Genomic DNA, 16,636 nt, shown 5'->3' with positions numbered 1-16,636 from the left:
ACTGCATGCCCAACACCTGCGTCAGCCGCGCCCAGCGGTCCCTTCACCCTCCACAACGTGCGGTGACCGGCGCGGATTCCGCGAAACCGGGGTTGTCCGCTGAGCGCGAACACGCCGGGATACCAGCCTGCGGGATCACCCGACCGCGCGGTAAGGTTAGGTAAGCCTCACCAAAGAGGCCATCCAAGAGACGGGGGCGCCGATGCGACTCGAGCCGCGTCCCAGGGGCCTGCTCCGGTGACGGCCGCGTACCGCACCAGGCACCTCGACCTGGCCTCGTCCGTCGCCTTCGTCAATACGCGCCAAGACCGGCTGCGCGTGCATCTCGGGATCCCCGACGAACCCGGCTGGACGACGTCCGAGGACTTCCTCAGCGACCCGGGCGCGGTCGCGGCCTGGAGCGCCGCCCTCGCGCACTGGATGCGCGAGACCTACGGCGAGGCGCCGGAGCGCACGGTCGCCGCGTACCTCATGTCCTGGTATCTGCTCACCCCCGGCTTCGCCGCCGGGCTGCTGTTCCACCACGCGCGCCGGGTGCCGTCGCTGCGGCCGGAGAACGTCGCGTTCCACCGGGCCATGCCGATGTCGGACCCGGACGCCGTCGCCCTGCTCTCGCCCGACTTCACCTGCCTGCCCGACGATCCCGCCGCGAGCGACCCGCATGCGGTCGTCGTGGCCGACGATCTCGCGTTGGCGACGGTGCTGCGCGGCCGGTTCCGGTCGCACGCGGCCCGCTTCATCGCCGTGTTCGGCCCACAGGTGCGGTTGGGGAAACACACGCTCTGGGGCGCGGCCACCGACGCCTTGGACAATGCGTTTTGGCTGGCCGGTCGCTATAACGGCAACGAAGCCGCGGGCGCATTGGACGCCGCCCTGGTCCTCGGCGCGGGCCATTCACCGTTCACCTCGGCGTCCACACTGCGCCCCGCCGCGATTTCCGGTGGTTCCACCGAATGGACCCGCAGGCGCGAAAGCTGCTGCTTCCACTATCTGCTCGAACAGGGCAGCGGAGAGTGTTCGACCTGCCCGCGACTGTGCCGCAAGCGCTGACATTCCGCGCTACACAAAATGCCGGGTAAAAAGCAAGGGGCCACCCGCACAAGCGGGCAGCCCCTTCAGAGCAGGGTCAGGCCTGCTCGTTGTACGCGTCGAGAACCTCGGACGGGATGCGACCGCGGTCCGACACCTTCATGCCCTGCTTGCGTGCCCACTCGCGAATCGCCTGGTTCTGCTCGCGATCCGCGGTCGCGGCGCGCGGCACCCGACCCACGGCGGCCTTCGCCGCACGCTTGCGACCGCCGGAACGGCGGGCGCTCTCGACGAAGTCGGCAAGCGCCTCACGCAGCTTGTCGGCATTCTTCGAGGACAGGTCAATCTGGTAGGACGCGCCATCCAGCCCGAACTCGACCGTCTCTTCGGCCGTCGAGCCGTCAAGGTCGTCGACCAGTGAAACCGTAACCTTCTGCGCCATTGCGCCTCCTCCGGGCGAGAATGTGCCGGCCCATTGAAGTGCCCGGCCGTCACAGGTAGAAATACACCTCGACAGAGGTTAGCGCAAATCGCACGGATTGCGTTAGTGTCCGAGTCGAGTCATTCCGGGCGAACCAAGGGGAACAGGATCGTCTCACGGATGCCCAGGCCGGTCAGCGCCATCAACAGTCGATCGATACCCATTCCGACGCCGCCACTCGGTGGCATTCCGTACTCTAGCGCACGCAGAAAGTCCTCATCCAGAAGCATCGCCTCGTCATCGCCTGCCGCGCCGAGCCGCGCCTGATCCTCCAGGCGTTCCCGTTCCACGACCGGGTCGACGAGTTCCGAGTAACCGGTGGCGAGCTCGAATCCGCGGACGTAGAGATCCCACTTTTCGGCGACTCCGGCCACACTGCGGTGCTGCCGGGTCAGCGGCGAGGTCTCGACCGGGAAATCGCGCACGAATGTCGGCGCGAAAAGATGATCACCGACGAGGTGTTCCCAGAGTTCCTCGATCAGCTTGCCGTGACCCAGCTTCGGGTCCACCGAAAGCTCCAGCCGATCCGCGTGCTTCCTAAGCGCCTCAACGGAAGTCTCCGGCGTGACCTGCTCGCCGAGCGCCTCGGACAGCGACCCGTACATGGTCAGCGTCGTCCACTCGCCGGACAGGTCGTATTCGGTGCCGTCGTGGAGCGTGACGACCTGCGAGCCGTTGACCGCCTCAGCCGCCTCCTGTACGAGTGAGCGGGTCAGCGCAGCCATCGTGTCGTAGGTGCCATACGCCTCATAGAACTCGAGCATCGCGAACTCGGGCGAATGCGAGGAATCGCTGCCCTCATTGCGGAAGTTCCGGTTGATCTCGAAGACCCGCTCCAAGCCGCCGACCACACACCGCTTGAGGTACAACTCCGGGGCGATACGCAGGAACAGGTCCATATCCATCGCGTTGGAGCGCGTGACGAACGGCCGGGCCGCGGCGCCGCCGTGCATCGTCTGCAACATGGGCGTCTCGACTTCAAGGTATTCACGGGAGTGAAAACTCTCACGCAGTGAACGAACGACACCCGAACGCTTGCGGACGGTCTCGCGCGCCTGCGGCCGCAGGATCAGGTCGACATAGCGCTGCCGAATGCGTGTTTCCTCACTCAGCGCCTTGTGCGCGACCGGCAGCGGCCGCAGCGACTTCGACGCCATCCGCCACTCATTGGCGAGCACCGACAACTCACCGCGACGAGAAGTGATGACCTCACCCTCGACGAATACGTAGTCACCAAGATCGACATCCGACTTCCACGCCGAAAGGGCCTCTTCGCCGACGTTGTTCAGGCTCAGCATGGCCTGCAGTTCGGTTCCGTCCCCTTCGCGAAGAGTCGCGAAACAGAGCTTGCCGGTGTTGCGCAGGAACATGACCCGGCCCGCGACACCCACCATGTCGCCGGTGGCCGTGTCGGTCGGCAGTTCGGAATACTCCGCGCGAACCTTGGCCAGGGTGTGGGTGCGCGGAAGTTCGACCGGGTAGGGATCGACACCGGCGGCGAGCAGCCGTTCCCGCTTTTCCCGACGGATCCGCATCTGCTCGGGAAGGTCGTCGGTGGCAGCGGTGTCTGGAAGCTCTTCGTTCACAGGTCGAAGGGTACGGAAGGCGCGCTACGGTCGATTCATGGACCACCCGGAGCTGTTCGCCGAGCGCGCGAGTTCATTCGGCGCCAATGCCGCTGTCTACGCCGAGCACCGGCCTGATTACCCGCTCGCGGCCATCGAGTGGGTGCTCGGGGGTCGGAAATCGGTGTTGGATCTCGCCGCCGGGACGGGCCTGCTGAGCGACGGGCTGGTGCGGTTGGGGTGTTCGGTGACGGCGGTGGAGCCGGACCCCGCCATGCGCGCGGAACTGGCCAGGCGGCAGCCGGCAGTGACCGCCCTCGACGGCACCGCGGAGTCCATTGCGGCCGAGGACGGGTCGTTCGACGCGGTCGTCGCGGGACAGGCGTTCCACTGGTTCAACACTCCCGAAGCGCTGACCGAGATCACTCGCGTGCTGCGGCCGGGCGGAGTGCTCGGGCTGTTCTGGAATCGCGACGACGTGACGGTGCCGTGGATGGCGGACCTGGCCGAAGCGACCACGACCAGCATCGGCCCGGCGCTCGTGGTGAACTGGATGCTCCCCGAGCACGAGCGGCTGGCCCCGGCGGAGCACACCTTCGTCCCGCATGGGCAGGCCCGCACGATCGAGTCGTTCATCGCCACCATCGGCACGCACTCGCAGGTCGCGCTGGCTCCTCCCGCGGAACGCGCCGCGTTGCTCGACGACGTGCGCGCTTACCTGCGGAGCAGGCCGGAGACGGCCTCGGGCGACTTCATCCGGCCGCTGTCCACCGTGGCCGTGCGGGCGGTGCGCCTCTAGCTGTTGCGGTCGAAGACCAGGCGCAGGCCCAGCAGGGTGAGGTCGGGGCGGTGGTGGGCGATGGAGACCGACTCGTCGACCACCAGCGGGGCCAGGCCGCCGGTCGCGATGACCGTCACCGGGCCGCCGTGGCCGGTGCGTTCCAGTTCCCTGGTGATGCGGGCGACCAGGCCGTCCACCTGGCCCGCGAAGCCGTACATGATCCCGGACTGCAGGCACTCGACGGTGTTCTTGCCGATGACCGAGCGCGGCCGCACCATCTCCACCTTGCGCAGGGCGGCGGCGCGAGCGGCGAGGGCGTCGACCGAGATCTCGATGCCGGGCATGAAGACCCCGCCCAGGAACTCGCCCTTGGCGGAGATGACGTCGATGTTGGTCGACGTGCCGAAGTCCACGACGATGCAGGCCGTGCTGAACAGGTGGTGCGCGGCCAGGGTGTTGATCACCCGGTCGGCTCCCACCTCCTTCGGGTTGTCCACCAGCAGCGGCACGCCCGTGCGCACACCCGGCTCCACGATCACCCGGTGGACCTTCGGGTAGTACTGCGCCAACATCACCCGCAGCTCGCGCAGCACGGCCGGAACCGTGGACAGCGCGGAGATGCCGGTGATGGCGTCCGCGTGTTCGCCGAGCAGGCCGCGCATGGTCAGGGCGAGTTCGTCGGCGGTGATCCGGGTGTCGGTGCGCATCCGCCAGTCGCGCAGCAGCTCACCGTCGGCGGTGTGGACGCCGAGGGCGATGTTGGTGTTGCCGACGTCGATCGTGAGGAGCATCAGTTCTCGATGGCGAGCAGCGCGTCCAGCTTGGCGGCGTCGACGGTCTCGGCCGGGGCCTCGGCCGTGACGGCCCCGCTGAGCAGGCCGGAGTCAGCGGGCACGTGGGCGGCGTCAGTGCCCGCGTGCACGATCTTGTTGTCCGCGTCGACGAAGATGACCTTCGGCTCGTACGCGGCGGCCTCGGCGGTCTCCATCAGGCCGTAGGCGATCAGGATGACGATGTCGCCGGGGTGCACCAGGTGCGCGGCGGCACCGTTGATGCCGATGACGCCGCTGCCCCGCTCGCCCTCGATCGTGTAGGTCTCGATGCGGGCGCCATTGGTGACATCGACGATCGCGACCTGCTCGCCGGGCAGCAGGTCGGCCGCCTCCAGCAGGATCGGGTCGACGGTCACCGAGCCGACGTAGTGCAGGTCGGCCTGGGTGACGGTGGCACGGTGGATCTTGGACTTGAGCATCGTGCGAAGCATGGGGTGCTCCCTTCTCAGGCGTGCTGAGCGAGGTCGGGGGTGCCCAACAGCACCGGGACGTTGTCGATGAGCCGGGTGGTGCCGATCTTGGCGGCGACGAGCAGCCGGGCGTCGCCCTTCTCCGGGGCCGGTCCGAGGTCGAGTCCGCGCAGCTCCAGGTAGTCGACCTTGAGCTCCGGGGTCTGGTCGAGCACCGCGCGCGCCGCGGCGAGCATGGCCTGGCCGCCGCTCTCACTCACGTGCGCTCCCGCGGCGAGCGCCGCGGACAGGGTGACCGCGGCGGCGCGCTGTTCGGGGTCGAGGTAGGCGTTGCGGGAGGACATGGCCAGGCCGTCGTCCTCGCGGACGGTCGGCACGCCGATGACCGAGACCTCCATGTCGAGGTCGCGCACCATCTTCTTGATCAGCGCGAGCTGCTGGTAGTCCTTGTCGCCGAACAGGGCGTAATCCGGCCGGACGATGTTGAACAGCTTCGCCACAACGGTCAGCACACCGGCGAAGTGTCCTGGCCGCACGGCGCCTTCCAGCTCGTCGCCCAGCGGTCCGGGGTGGACGGTCACCTGGGCGCCCGGCGGGTAGAGCGCCTCCTTCTCCGGGGTGAACACCAGCTCGACCCGCTCCTGGGCGCAGACCTCGAGGTCGGCCTCCAGCGGGCGCGGGTAGCGGTCGAAGTCCTCGCCCGCGCCGAACTGCAGCGGGTTGACGAAGATCGACGTCACCAGCACGGTGTTCGGGATCCGGCGGGCCGTGCGGAGCAGCTCGCGGTGGCCGTCGTGCAGCGCGCCCATGGTCGGCACGAACGCGATCTTGCGACCGGTCGCCCGCAGCGCGCGGGTCGTCTTCGCGACGTCCTGCGGTCCATTGAGGACGTTCAGCTTGCCCGTGGCGAAGCGGGGGGTGGTCATGACGGCTCCTCGGTGATGGCGGCTTCGACGTCGGCGACCAGGTCGGCGCGCAGTAGGCCGGACTCGCTCGCGCGGTAGGCGGTTCGGGCCGCGAGCGCCCGGTAGGCGGGCAGCATCTCGGGTGCGCTGTCGGCGAGCACGCGGACGTGCTTGCGGACCGTCCCGGCGTCGCCGCGGGCCACCGGGCCGGTGAGGGCGCGGTCGCCGTGGCGCAGGGCGTTGTCCAGCGCGGCGGACAGCAGTGGGCCGAGCAGCCGCTCGGGGATGCCGACGTCGGCGGTGCGCAGCAGGTCCGCGCACTCGCCGACCAGCGTGACCAGGTGATTCGCGCCGTGGGCGAGGGCCGTGTGGTAGAGCGGGCGGGACTTCTCCGGCACCCGGACCGGCTCGGCGCCCATCTCCACGACCAGTGCCTCGGCGACGTTCCAGGCGGCGATGTCGTCGTCGGCGGCGGTCACCCCGAAGCAGCACGCGGCGATGCGCTCCAGGTCCTCGGCGCGGCCGGTGAAGGTCATGACGGGGTGCAGCGCGAGGGTCAGCGCGCCCTGCTCGGCGGCGGGGGCCAGCACGTCGACGCCGTGGGCGCCGCTGGTGTGCACAACGATCTGTCCGGGACGCAGCGAGCCCGCGGCGGCCAGGCCGCGGACCATGCCGGGGAGGACGTCGTCCGGGATGGCCAGCAGGACCAGGTCGGCGTCGCGCGCCACCTCGTCCGGCGGGCGGACGGACGCGTCGGGCAGGAGGGCCTCGGCGCGGCCGAGGGATGCTTTGGAGACCGCGGACACCGCGGTGACGGTGTGACCGGCACGGCCCAGCGCGGCGCCCAGTACGGCGCCTACGCGGCCTGCCGACACGACTCCGACCGCCAACCTGGCTGGCCGGGTCATCGGTTCAACCCGTTCGAGCACATAGTGAATGGCTCCTCTATCTCGTTCCAGTCCCGCGACAGTGCTGGGTACCAGACGACGGCGCGAGAGTAGCCGTCCGGCGAAGGCCGCGTGGCGCCCAGGTGACCAGCTTCACCGGACCGAGCGGTGTCGCCTCCACCACAGTGGTCAGACGCGCTGCTCGGCCGCCCGCACCGCCTCGGCGCGGCGCACCCGCACCAGTGCGATCAACTCGACCTCGCGGTCATCGGCGTCCGGCCCACACGTGCCGCGGCGCATCGCCTCGCGGAGAAACGCCAGCTCACTGACGGCGGCCTGGTAGTTCCCCACCGCGCGCGCCGCGGGCTTGCCCGCCCGGGACCGGACCTGTTTGCGCCACTTGCGCCTGCCGTCGAGGCTGGCCAGCAGGTCGACCTCCGAGGCAACCACCCAGTTGCTCTCCACCATGAAGGGCAGCGCGGAGGCGACGATGCGCTGCTCGCGCTTGCGGTGCCAGTTGATGAAGATCAGCACGGCGGCGAACAGCGGGACCATCACCAGGAAGTAGACGCTGAGGAAGGTCGTGGCCGTCCCGAGCGTGGCCGCGCCGTTCCACAGGGCGTGCAGCAGCGCGGCCACCAGGTAGCCGCAGAACGGCGCCAACGCGGCCACCTTCCGCGACTTGGTCGTCGCCGCGATGCCGATTCCGATGCCGATCATGGCGGTGAACAGCGGGTGCGTGAAGGGAGAGAGGACGCCACGCAGGATGAAGGCGGCCACGACACCCGGGGACGAGCTGTCGCCGATGCCGTACTCGGCGAACGCGCGGCCGAAGTAGTAGATGTTCTCGGTGAAGGCGAACCCGGCGGCGACGAATCCGGAGTAGACGATCCCGTCCACCACGCCGTTGAATTCCTCGCGCAGGAAAAGGAAAATCCCGAGAACGAACGCGCCCTTCAACGCCTCCTCGAAGAGCGGGGCGGACACGACCGCGCTGATCTTGTCGCCGTTTCCCATACCCAGCAACAGATCACCCACCGCCTCCGCGGTGTTGTTGATCAGCAGCGCGGCGATCGTCGCCACACACGCGCCCCAGGCGAACGCCAGCCACAGCAACCGGGCGGGCTCAGGTTCCCACCGGTCGATCCACAGGAACGCCGCCACCACCGGCCCGACGGGCAACAGCGCGGCACCCACCCCGACCAGCTCGGCGACGATCCCGACCCGCGCGGTACTGAGCGCGAGCAGGGTCAGCCCACAGGCGGCCAACACGACCAGGCCCGCGATGGGCAGCAGGACGGTGAGCCCGCGGGTGGGCCGGTTGGAAGTGGGAAGTCGATACACGAACAGTGATCTTAGGGCCGACAACAGGTGGCGGGCGCGCGAACGCTCCCAACGGGTGGAAGCCGATCACGCTGCGAAGACCTGGCGGGCATGGCGATCACGTCGGTGATGGTTGACAACACCCGACGGTGGCTCGCACCGCGGGGGTAGTGGTCGGGAACGAGCGCCCTCGATCAGGGCGACGCCCACCGACCCACCGTAAACAGCGAAAGATCCTTCACCCACGCCCCGCCACAACCCACCTTCAATGGCGGCGCCGCGTCAGTCCTCCCGCGGACGGCGACAACCGGTGCTCACGGTGCCACCGCGAGCGGCGAGGAGATCCTTCACCCATGCCCCGACAAAACCCACCACCCTCAACGGCGGCGACGTGTCAGTCCTCGCGGCGGCGACGGCGGCCGGTGGTCGCGGTGCCGCCGTGGGCGGCGAGGAGGTCTTTCACCGACGTGCCTTCAGCGTGGGAGCCCGCTGGTTCGGTGGTGGTGTCCTGCCACGGTGGTGTGCCTTCGGACCGGCGCCTGCGGCCGCCTTCGTCGTCGTCCGGCTTGGCGCGGCGGCCGGTGGGGGCCGGGGGTGGCGTTGCCTCCGCCGACCGGCGGCCGGTGGGCTGGTACCCGCTGGCCTCGGCAGGCGTCGCCTCCGCTGCGCGGCGGGCGGTGGGGGCTGGGGTGGTTTCCGCAGATCGGCGACCGGTTGGCCTCGGCTGGTAACCGCTGGTCTCGGCCGGACTGACCTCCGCGGCGCGGCGGCTGGTGGACTCCGCCGAGCTGCGGCCGGTCGGGGCCGGCGTGGCTTCCGCCGACCGACGACCCGTCGACCGCGAGTGGTGTCCGCTCTCCTCCGCGGCCTCGGCCGAGCGGCGGGCAGGGGGCTGGTATCCACTGGTCTCGGCGGGACTCGCTTCCACCGACCGCCGACCAGGGGTCACCGGCGGGAACGTGCCGGTCGGCGCGCGCCTGCGGCCGCCCTCGGAGTCGGCGCGCGCGGGTGGGGTCACGCGGGGGTCGACTGGGTCCACCGCGGTCTTGTCGCTGAGCCGTTGTGGGGCCGGGGGGTCCTGGCGGCCTCGCTGGTCGGCCGCGCTGTCGGACCGTCGGGGGCTGTCCTGCGTCCGGGAGCCGGAGCGGCCCGCCGATTCGCCTGTCGGTCGGGTGCCGTGGCCTTCGCTGTCCGGCGCCGCGTGCCGCATGCCGAGACTGGTCTCGGCAGGCCGCTCGGGCATATCCCGCCGCATCCCCAAGCTGGTTTCGACCTGCCGCTCGGCACCCCGGCCCATCCCCAAGCCCGTCTCACTCTGCCGCTCAGCACCCCGGCCCATCCCCAAGCCGGCCTCGACCTGCCGCTCAGTTCCGCGCCCGAGACCCAGGTCGGTCTCGCCCCGGCGCTCAGGACCTCGGCTCATCCCCAGGCTCGTTTCGACCGGTCGTTCGGATCCTCGGCCCAAGCTGGTCTCGGTCCGGCGCTCAGGTGCCACCTGTCCCGGCTGGCGCAGGCCGAGACTGGTCTCCGCCGGGCCCTCCAGCCCGGCGGCCACCCGCTGCGCCCGCCGCATGGCCGCGCTCGTCTCGGCGGCCGGGTGGACCGGCCGGATGCCCTTGCTGGTCGCCGCGGCCGGATGGTCGGCGGCGGGGATTCGGCGGACCGGGGGGATGCCCTGGACCGTCTCCGGCTGGCCCGACCCATTCTGCGCGACGGGACGCATGCCCTGGCTGGTCTCCGGGTGGCCCGACCCGTTCTGCGCGACCGGGCGCATGCCCTGGCTGGTCTCCGGGTGGCCCGACCCGTTCTGCGCGACCGGGCGCATGCCCTGGCTGGTCTCCGGGTGGCCCGGCGACCGCATGGCCTGGCTGGTTTCGGGCGAACGCATGGCCTGGCTGGTCCCCGAGTGGCCCGAGCCGTTCGACGCGAGCGGGCGGATGGACTTGCTCGTCTCCGGCGCGGAACCGGCGCGGATTCGCGGGTCCACCGGCGCGGCCGCTGAGCGCAGCGCCTGGTTCGGGTCGGGGGCGGGGCGCATGCCCTTGCTCGTCTCGGCGGCCGGGTGTGCGGTCGAGCCGTTCGGCAGCCGCTGCGCCGGGCGCAGGCCGGACTCGGTGGCGGGGTGCCCGTTCTGTCCCCCCGCGGGCCGCATGCCCTTGCTGGTCTCCTCCGCCGGGTGCTCGGCCGACCCGTTCAGCCGTTGTGGCACACGCACGTCCGCCGACCCGTTCGACCGTGCGTCCGTGCCATTGAGCCGCTGCGCCGCCGACCCCGCGGGCAGCTGCGCCGGGCGAATGCCCTTGCTCGTCTCGGGTTCCCGCCGCTGCGGCTCGGCGGTGCGCCTGCCGTTCTGATCGACGCGGATCCGGGGCTGCTCCCCCGTCTCCCACGACGGCGTCCAGTTGGGGTCGATCGGCTCGCTGTCCGGTCCGTCGATGAACCACCGGTCTGAAACCTCGGCCGGATGCGGCTTGAAATCGGGGCGACGGTTGCGCGGCTGTGCCTTCGCGTCCGCGCGGATTCGTTCGATCATCTCCGTCTCGGCGTCGCCGGGAACGGACTTCGCGGCGGTGAGACGGCGGAGCTGGGCGCCCTGCGCGGCACCGACAACGCGCTGGTCGCCGTCGACCGAGCGCATGCGGGTGGCCTCGGCGCGTAAGGCGATGCGCTCGACGAGGACTTCGCCGCCGCCGAGGAGTTTCTCCAGGTTCTCCCGCATCGCGCGGAGTTCCTCGCGGAGTTCGGCCAGGTCGTCGCGGGCCTCGGCTTCGACCTTGGCCCGTGCCTCGGCTTCGGCTTCCAGTTCGAACTCGCGGCGGGCGGCGACCTCGCGTTCGAGTTCCAGTTCGTAGACCTTGCGCAGCGCTTGGGCGTCCTCGGCACGGTCGGCTATTTGTCTGCGGTATTTCGCGGCGAGGAAGGCGCCCGCGAGGGCGGCCCACAGCGCGGCTAATACGCCCAGGCGCATCCAGCGAACAGAGTCGCTGAGGACCAGGACGATGGTCGCGGCGAGTGCGAGACCGACCGCGGCGGCGAGCATGATCCGCGCGCTCGAAGAGCTCGCTTCCCGCTCCGCGGTGGCGTCCGTCCGGCCCGTCATGGGCCCTACCGTACCGGGCCGTTACCTTGGCGAGACCAAACGGAGGTCATTCAGTGTTCCGAAACCGGTCCTGACGCAGGTCATCGCGGTCATCCGGGGTCCGGCAACAATGTTCGAGCCACAGCGCCGCGGCAATTAGCAAGATCGAACAAACAACGCCGATGACCGCACTCGGGACGTCCGACTTGGCGGCGGCGACCCGGGCGCTTTCGGGCACCACATAGGCCAGCACAGCCACCCACGCGCCGAGCATGATCGCGCCCAGCAGCGACGAGGCCTTCGCGAGCGCCACCGCGCGGGCCGCGGTCAACGCCTGCACCGGTTTGCCCGACGTCGCCCGGATGCGGCCGCGCAGCCCGAAGCCGAAGACCGTCTCGACGATCGCCAAGACCAGCAGCGTGATGCCCGCGAAGGTCGGCAGCGGCGGCAGTTCGCCGTAGAGCAGGCGGATTCCCAGGTACACGCCGATGGCGGTGACCGCGCCCGCCGGGACCAGATCACGTGCCTTGGTGAACCTCACCGCGCAACTCCTAGGTCAAGGTCATCGCGCCTGCGCACGCCCTCGGTGTCCAAGGTAGCGAGAAGATCACGAGCAAGCCCGCGCCCGGGGACCTCGGCGTCGGGCTCGATGTCGAGCCAGGGCACCAGGACCGTGGCCCGTTCGTGCGTGCCGGGATGCGGGAGCAGCAGCTCGGGGTGCTCGCTGCGGACACCGTCGACCGTCACCACGTCCACATCCAGCGTGCGCGGCCCCCAATGCAGCGTGCGGACGCGACCCGCGCGGTTCTCCAACTCCTGCGCGCGACGCAGCCAGCCCCATTCGTCGGTCGCGTCGTCGTCGACGATCAGCACCGCGTTGAGGAAGTCGGGCTGGTCGGTGACACCCCACGCCGCCGTCTCGTAGACCGGTGACACCGCGATCAGGACGTCGGCCAGCCCGTCGACGGCGACTCGGAGGTTGGCGGCGCGGTCGCCGAGGTTCGACCCGATCGACAGGACCGCCCTGGTCACCGGCTGCCTTTCGACCGCCGGGACCGGCGCACGGTCACGGCGACGTCGGCGAAGGTCAGCGGGATCGGCGCGCTCGGCTTGTGCACCGTCACCTCGACGGCGTGGACGCGGCTGTCCTTCATCTCGCCGTCGGCGATCTCGCCTGCGACCGCCTCGATCAGATCGCGGGCCGGACCGGCGACGATCGCGGCGGCGCGTTCGGCGAGTTCGCCGTAGTGCACGGTGTGGCGCAGGTCGTCGGTCGCGGCGGCCTGGTCGAGGTCGATCCACAGCGTGATGTCGATGATGAAGTCCTGACCGTCACGCTTCTCGTGGTCGAAGACGCCGTGGTTGCCGCGGACTTTGAGCCCGGTCAACGTGATCCGGTCCGTCACCGGCGGGCTCCTTTGATCGCAGCGGACACCGCGACCGCGTCCAGCGACCGGTCGACGTCGTGCACCCGCACACCCCACGCGCCCGCGGCGGCGGCGAGTGCCGAGATGGCGGCGGTCGCGTCCTCGCGGCCGTCGGGCGGGCGCGGCCTGCCGTCCGGGTCGGAGAGCAGCGTGCCGAGGAAGCGCTTGCGTGAGGCGCCGACAAGGACCGGGAACCCGAGGTCGATGAGGACGTCGAGTTTGGCCAGCAGCGCCCAGTTGTGCTCGGCGTTCTTCGCGAAACCGAGTCCCGGGTCGAGGGCGATCGCCTCCTGGGCGACACCCGCGGCGACGGCGGCGTCCACTTGGGCCAGCAGCTCGTCCCGAACCTCGGCGACGACATCTTCGTACTCGGCCAGCGAATCCATGTCCCGGCTGTGCCCGCGCCAGTGCATCAAGATCCACGGCACCCCGGTGGCGGCGGCGACACCGGCCATCGCCGGGTCGGCCAGCCCACCGGACACGTCGTTGATCACCGACGCGCCCGCCGCGATCGCCGCCTCGGCGACCTCCGCCCGGGTGGTGTCCACACTGACCGCGACGCCCTCTTGGGACAGTTGCTTGATAACCGGGATCACGCGCTCGATCTCGGTGACCGCGTCGATCCGCGAGGCGCCGGGCCGGGTGGACTCACCGCCGACGTCGATCAGGTCGGCCCCACGCCGCCACATCGCCACCCCGTGCGCCACGGCGTCGTCGACACCGACGTAGCGGCCACCGTCGGAAAAGGAATCCGGGGTCACGTTCAGCACACCCATGACCGCGCAGCGGCCGGGGTCGGGCAGTGCGGTCACCTAGTCCGCCCATTGATCAGCTCGATCGCCTCGGCCCGGGACGACGGCGACGATTTGAGAATTCCACGCAGTGCCGAAGTCGTGGTCCGCGCACCGGGTTTGCGAATTCCGCGCATCGCCATGCAGAGGTGTTCCGCCTCGATGACCACGATGACCCCGCGGGGTTCGAGCTTTTTCATCATGGCGTCCGCGACCTGCGACGTCAGCCGCTCCTGCACCTGCGGGCGCTTGGCGTAGAGGTCGACGAGACGGGCCAGTTTGGACAGTCCGGTGATTCGCCCTTGCTCATTCGGGATATAGCCGACGTGCGCTACTCCATGGAATGGCACCAAATGATGTTCACAGGTGCTGAACATCGGAATGTCGGTGACCAGCACCAATTCGTCGTGGCTTTCGTCGAACGTTTTGTTCAGCACCGATTCCGGGTCGGTGTAGAGCCCGGCGAACAGTTCGGCGTAGGCGCGGGCCACGCGGGCCGGGGTGTCGAGCAGACCGTCGCGGTCCGGGTCCTCACCGCAGGCGAGCAGAAGTTCGCGGACGGCTTTCTCGGCGCGGTCCTGGTCGAAGACCGGGGCCGGGACGTCGTACGTCCCGGCCCCGTTCCTGCGGCTGTCGTTCATCGGAACCTCCGAGCTGGGCTGGCTATCGCCACCATCCCATTAGGAACCCTGCGGGCGCCCATCGGAGTCCTGATCCCGCCCTGTGGAACCCGTCTCACCGCGCTGTTGCTGCTGCTGCTCGTTCTGCCGCTCGCCCCACGACGGCTGCCACGACTGGTGCGGGCCGCCCTGGTGCTGCGGGTGGCCGGACGGCGTCGTCGCCGGGGTCCAGCCGGGCGGGGCGCCGTAGTGCGGCGGGCCCGCGTGCCTGCCGGTGCCCTGCGGCTCCGGCGGGCGGCCGTACGGCGGGGGCTGCTGGCCCTGGCCGTACTGCGGCGGGGTGCCCTGGCCGTATTGCGGCGGGTTGCCATAGGGCGGCGGTGCGCCGTACGGCGGCGGGGTGCCGTTGGGGGCCGCGCCGTTGCCGCTGGGCGGCTCCGGGTTGGTGTGCGGCGGACCACCGGGCAGGTCGTTGCCGCCGGGAGCCACGGCCACCGGGGTGGGCTCGGGCTCCGGCCAAGGCTCGCCGCGTTCCTTGGCGAGCTCGCGCGGGGTCTTGATCGGCGGCTTGTCCGACGGGGTGCGCTCGCCGAAGTCGTTGAACGCGGTGATCCGGGGGCGCTTCTCGACGTTCGAGAAGATCCGCTCCAGGTCCTTGCGGGTCAGCGTCTCCTTCTCCAGCAGCTCGACCACCAGCTCGTCGAGCACGTCGCGGTAGGTGTTGAGCACGTCCCACGCCTCGGTGTGCGCGGCCTCGATGAGCTTGCGCACCTCCTCGTCGATCTCGTGCGCGACCTCGAGCGAGTAGTCCGGCGCGTGGCCCATCGAGCGGCCCAGGAACGGGTCGCCCTGGTCCTGGCCGTACTTGACCGCGCCCAGCCGGGCGCTCATGCCGTACTCGGTCACCATCGCCTTGGCGATCTTGGTGGCCTGCTCGATGTCGCTGGACGCGCCGGTGGTCGGCTCGTGGAAGACCAGCTCCTCGGCGGAGCGGCCACCCAGGGCGAACACCAGGCGGGCGATCATCTCCGAGCGGGTCATGAGCTGCTTGTCGTCCTCGGGGACGACCAGCGCATGACCGCCCGTGCGACCGCGCGGCAGGATCGTGAGCTTGTAGACCGGCTCCAGGTCGGGCATCGCCCACGCGGCGAGGGCGTGGCCGCCCTCGTGGTAGGCCGTGATCTTCTTCTCCTTGTCGGAGATGATCCGGCTCTTGCGCGCGGGACCGCCGATGACCCGGTCGACCGACTCCTCCAGCGCGGCGCCGTTGATCAGCGACCCGTTCTGGCGGGCGGTGAGCAGGGCGGCCTCGTTGAGGACGTTGGCCAGGTCGGCGCCGGACATGCCGACGGTGCGCTTGGCCAGGCTGTGCAGGTCCGCGTCGGGTGCCATCGGCTTGCCCTTGGAGTGCACCTCCAGGATCCGCTTGCGGCCCATCAGGTCCGGTGCGGACACCGGGATCTGCCGGTCGAAGCGGCCAGGGCGCAGCAGCGCCGGGTCGAGGATGTCGGGCCGGTTCGTCGCCGCGATCAGGATGATCCCGCCGCGCGCGTCGAAGCCGTCCATCTCGACGAGCAGCTGGTTGAGGGTCTGCTCGCGCTCGTCGTGACCGCCGCCGAGGCCGGCGCCGCGCTGGCGGCCGACCGCGTCGATCTCGTCGACGAAGATGATGCAGGGAGAGTTCTGCTTGGCCTGCTCGAACAGGTCGCGCACACGCGAGGCGCCGACACCGACGAACATCTCGACGAAGTCCGAACCGGAGATCGAGTAGAACGGCACCCCGGCCTCACCCGCGACAGCGCGGGCCAGCAGGGTCTTGCCCGTTCCGGGCGGACCGTAGAGCAGCACGCCCTTGGGGATCTTGGCGCCGAGCGCCTGATACCGCGCGGGGTTCTGCAGGAAGTCCTTGATCTCGTAGAGCTCCTCGACCGCCTCGTCGGCGCCCGCCACATCGGCGAACGTCGTCTTCGGCATGTCCTTGGGCAACTGCTTGGCCTTGGACTTGCCGAAGTTGAGGACCCGGTTCCCGCCGCCCTGGACGTTGTTCATCATCCACATGAGCAGCAGCAACAGCAGACCCAGCGGGATCAGGAAGATCAGGATCTGGGTCAGGAACGAGTCCTGGGTGACGATCGTCTTGAACTCGGTCCCGGTCTTGCCGATGATCGAGTCGAAGATCTGCGGGGTGGCACCGGCCGGGTACTGGGAGAGGATCTTGGTGACCTGCTGCCCGTCCTGGTCGATGGGCGTGTTCAGGGTCAGCTTGAGTTGCTGCTCCTTGTCACCCAGCTCGGCGAGTTTGACGTTGCCGGCTTGGATCTGCGCGACGGCCTTCGACGTGGGTACTGCCGTGTACCCACGGGTGTCGTCGAACAGCATGCTGAAGGCGAAGTAGAGCAGCAACACCGCCAGGATCCAGAGCAGCGGGTTGCGAAGCAGGCGCTTGCGGTCCATGCACTTACGGCCGGCGAGCGGCCTCCACCCTCCCTGACTTGCACGCGAGGG

At 70.0% G+C, this 16,636-nt stretch carries 16 protein-coding genes; 2 read left to right on the top strand and 14 right to left on the bottom strand.

Features of this window, described 5'->3' with window-relative positions; translation table 11 throughout:
- Window positions 1-237: 237 nt before the first annotated feature.
- Window positions 238-1,050, top strand: a complete 813-nt coding sequence (locus C8E96_RS10080) for a (2Fe-2S)-binding protein (protein ID WP_091379871.1) — start codon at window positions 238-240, stop codon at window positions 1,048-1,050.
- A gap of 76 nt (window positions 1,051-1,126) precedes the next feature.
- On the opposite strand, the gene C8E96_RS10075 is transcribed toward C8E96_RS10080, so the two are convergent.
- Complete coding sequence (locus tag C8E96_RS10075; RefSeq protein ID WP_091379874.1) at window positions 1,127-1,471, bottom strand: histone-like nucleoid-structuring protein Lsr2; 345 nt, start codon at window positions 1,469-1,471, stop codon at window positions 1,127-1,129.
- 119 nt (window positions 1,472-1,590) lie between these two features.
- Window positions 1,591-3,045: a lysine--tRNA ligase gene (gene lysS / locus C8E96_RS10070; protein ID WP_091380543.1), complete on the bottom strand. Its 1,455-nt coding sequence runs from the start codon at window positions 3,043-3,045 to the stop codon at window positions 1,591-1,593.
- 88 nt (window positions 3,046-3,133) lie between these two features.
- Between lysS and C8E96_RS10065 the strand changes: the two genes are divergently transcribed.
- On the top strand, window positions 3,134-3,874 hold the full coding sequence (locus C8E96_RS10065; RefSeq protein WP_091379877.1) for a class I SAM-dependent methyltransferase: 741 nt from the start codon (window positions 3,134-3,136) through the stop codon (window positions 3,872-3,874).
- On the opposite strand, the gene C8E96_RS10060 is transcribed toward C8E96_RS10065, so the two are convergent.
- From C8E96_RS10060 to ftsH, 12 genes are all read right to left on the bottom strand, one after another.
- Window positions 3,871-4,647, bottom strand: a complete 777-nt coding sequence (locus C8E96_RS10060; RefSeq protein WP_091379880.1) for a type III pantothenate kinase — start codon at window positions 4,645-4,647, stop codon at window positions 3,871-3,873. The two genes, C8E96_RS10065 and C8E96_RS10060, sit on opposite strands and share 4 nt — an antisense overlap.
- On the bottom strand, window positions 4,647-5,120 hold the full coding sequence (gene panD / locus C8E96_RS10055) for an aspartate 1-decarboxylase (protein ID WP_091379882.1): 474 nt from the start codon (window positions 5,118-5,120) through the stop codon (window positions 4,647-4,649). Before panD ends, C8E96_RS10060 begins: the two co-directional genes overlap by 1 nt.
- A 14-nt stretch (window positions 5,121-5,134) precedes the next feature.
- A complete protein-coding gene (panC, locus tag C8E96_RS10050; RefSeq protein ID WP_091379885.1) occupies window positions 5,135-6,025 on the bottom strand; it encodes a pantoate--beta-alanine ligase in 891 nt (296 codons plus the stop codon).
- Window positions 6,022-6,912, bottom strand: coding sequence for a Rossmann-like and DUF2520 domain-containing protein (locus C8E96_RS10045; RefSeq protein WP_091380546.1), 891 nt, complete (start codon window positions 6,910-6,912; stop codon window positions 6,022-6,024). The genes panC and C8E96_RS10045 overlap by 4 nt, the downstream gene beginning before the upstream one ends.
- A 168-nt stretch (window positions 6,913-7,080) precedes the next feature.
- Complete coding sequence (locus tag C8E96_RS10040; protein WP_228770081.1) at window positions 7,081-8,235, bottom strand: PrsW family intramembrane metalloprotease; 1,155 nt, start codon at window positions 8,233-8,235, stop codon at window positions 7,081-7,083.
- A gap of 373 nt (window positions 8,236-8,608) precedes the next feature.
- On the bottom strand, window positions 8,609-11,314 hold the full coding sequence (locus C8E96_RS10035) for a DUF6779 domain-containing protein (RefSeq protein ID WP_091575060.1): 2,706 nt from the start codon (window positions 11,312-11,314) through the stop codon (window positions 8,609-8,611).
- A gap of 46 nt (window positions 11,315-11,360) precedes the next feature.
- The gene (locus C8E96_RS10030; protein WP_091379893.1) at window positions 11,361-11,834 is read right to left on the bottom strand and encodes a DUF3180 domain-containing protein; all 474 of its coding nucleotides are present in this window, start codon (window positions 11,832-11,834) and stop codon (window positions 11,361-11,363) included.
- A complete protein-coding gene (gene folK / locus C8E96_RS10025; protein WP_091379896.1) occupies window positions 11,831-12,325 on the bottom strand; it encodes a 2-amino-4-hydroxy-6-hydroxymethyldihydropteridine diphosphokinase in 495 nt (164 codons plus the stop codon). The genes C8E96_RS10030 and folK overlap by 4 nt, the downstream gene beginning before the upstream one ends.
- Window positions 12,322-12,699 (bottom strand): dihydroneopterin aldolase, encoded by a 378-nt coding sequence (gene folB, locus C8E96_RS10020; RefSeq protein WP_091379899.1) that lies wholly within the window; start codon window positions 12,697-12,699, stop codon window positions 12,322-12,324. Before folB ends, folK begins: the two co-directional genes overlap by 4 nt.
- The gene (gene folP, locus C8E96_RS10015; protein ID WP_166657938.1) at window positions 12,696-13,532 is read right to left on the bottom strand and encodes a dihydropteroate synthase; all 837 of its coding nucleotides are present in this window, start codon (window positions 13,530-13,532) and stop codon (window positions 12,696-12,698) included. Before folP ends, folB begins: the two co-directional genes overlap by 4 nt.
- Complete coding sequence (gene folE / locus C8E96_RS10010; protein WP_091379902.1) at window positions 13,529-14,152, bottom strand: GTP cyclohydrolase I FolE; 624 nt, start codon at window positions 14,150-14,152, stop codon at window positions 13,529-13,531. Before folE ends, folP begins: the two co-directional genes overlap by 4 nt.
- Before the next feature lie 39 nt (window positions 14,153-14,191).
- A complete protein-coding gene (gene ftsH / locus C8E96_RS10005; protein ID WP_091379905.1) occupies window positions 14,192-16,585 on the bottom strand; it encodes an ATP-dependent zinc metalloprotease FtsH in 2,394 nt (797 codons plus the stop codon).
- Window positions 16,586-16,636 lie beyond the last annotated feature (51 nt).

This window comes from Actinokineospora alba, from assembly GCF_004362515.1.
In the GTDB taxonomy this organism is placed as follows: Bacteria; Actinomycetota; Actinomycetes; order Mycobacteriales; family Pseudonocardiaceae; genus Actinokineospora; species Actinokineospora alba.
Note: the sequence above shows the minus strand (reverse complement) of the source record. Positions and strands in the feature narration are given on the sequence as shown.

Bases quoted from the DNA above. Each gene is read 5' to 3' on its own strand.
- C8E96_RS10075 (WP_091379874.1), bottom strand. From the start codon at position 1,471: ATGGCGCAGAAGGTTACGGTTTCACTGGTCGACGACCTTGACGGCTCG.
- lysS (WP_091380543.1), bottom strand. From the start codon at position 3,045: ATGCGGATCCGTCGGGAAAAGCGGGAACGGCTGCTCGCCGCCGGTGTC.
- C8E96_RS10065 (WP_091379877.1), top strand. From the start codon at position 3,134: ATGGACCACCCGGAGCTGTTCGCCGAGCGCGCGAGTTCATTCGGCGCC.
- C8E96_RS10060 (WP_091379880.1), bottom strand. From the start codon at position 4,647: ATGCTCCTCACGATCGACGTCGGCAACACCAACATCGCCCTCGGCGTC.
- panD (WP_091379882.1), bottom strand. From the start codon at position 5,120: ATGCTTCGCACGATGCTCAAGTCCAAGATCCACCGTGCCACCGTCACC.
- panC (WP_091379885.1), bottom strand. From the start codon at position 6,025: ATGACCACCCCCCGCTTCGCCACGGGCAAGCTGAACGTCCTCAATGGA.
- C8E96_RS10045 (WP_091380546.1), bottom strand. From the start codon at position 6,912: ATGACCCGGCCAGCCAGGTTGGCGGTCGGAGTCGTGTCGGCAGGCCGC.
- C8E96_RS10035 (WP_091575060.1), bottom strand. From the start codon at position 11,314: ATGACGGGCCGGACGGACGCCACCGCGGAGCGGGAAGCGAGCTCTTCG.
- folE (WP_091379902.1), bottom strand. From the start codon at position 14,152: ATGAACGACAGCCGCAGGAACGGGGCCGGGACGTACGACGTCCCGGCC.
- ftsH (WP_091379905.1), bottom strand. From the start codon at position 16,585: ATGGACCGCAAGCGCCTGCTTCGCAACCCGCTGCTCTGGATCCTGGCG.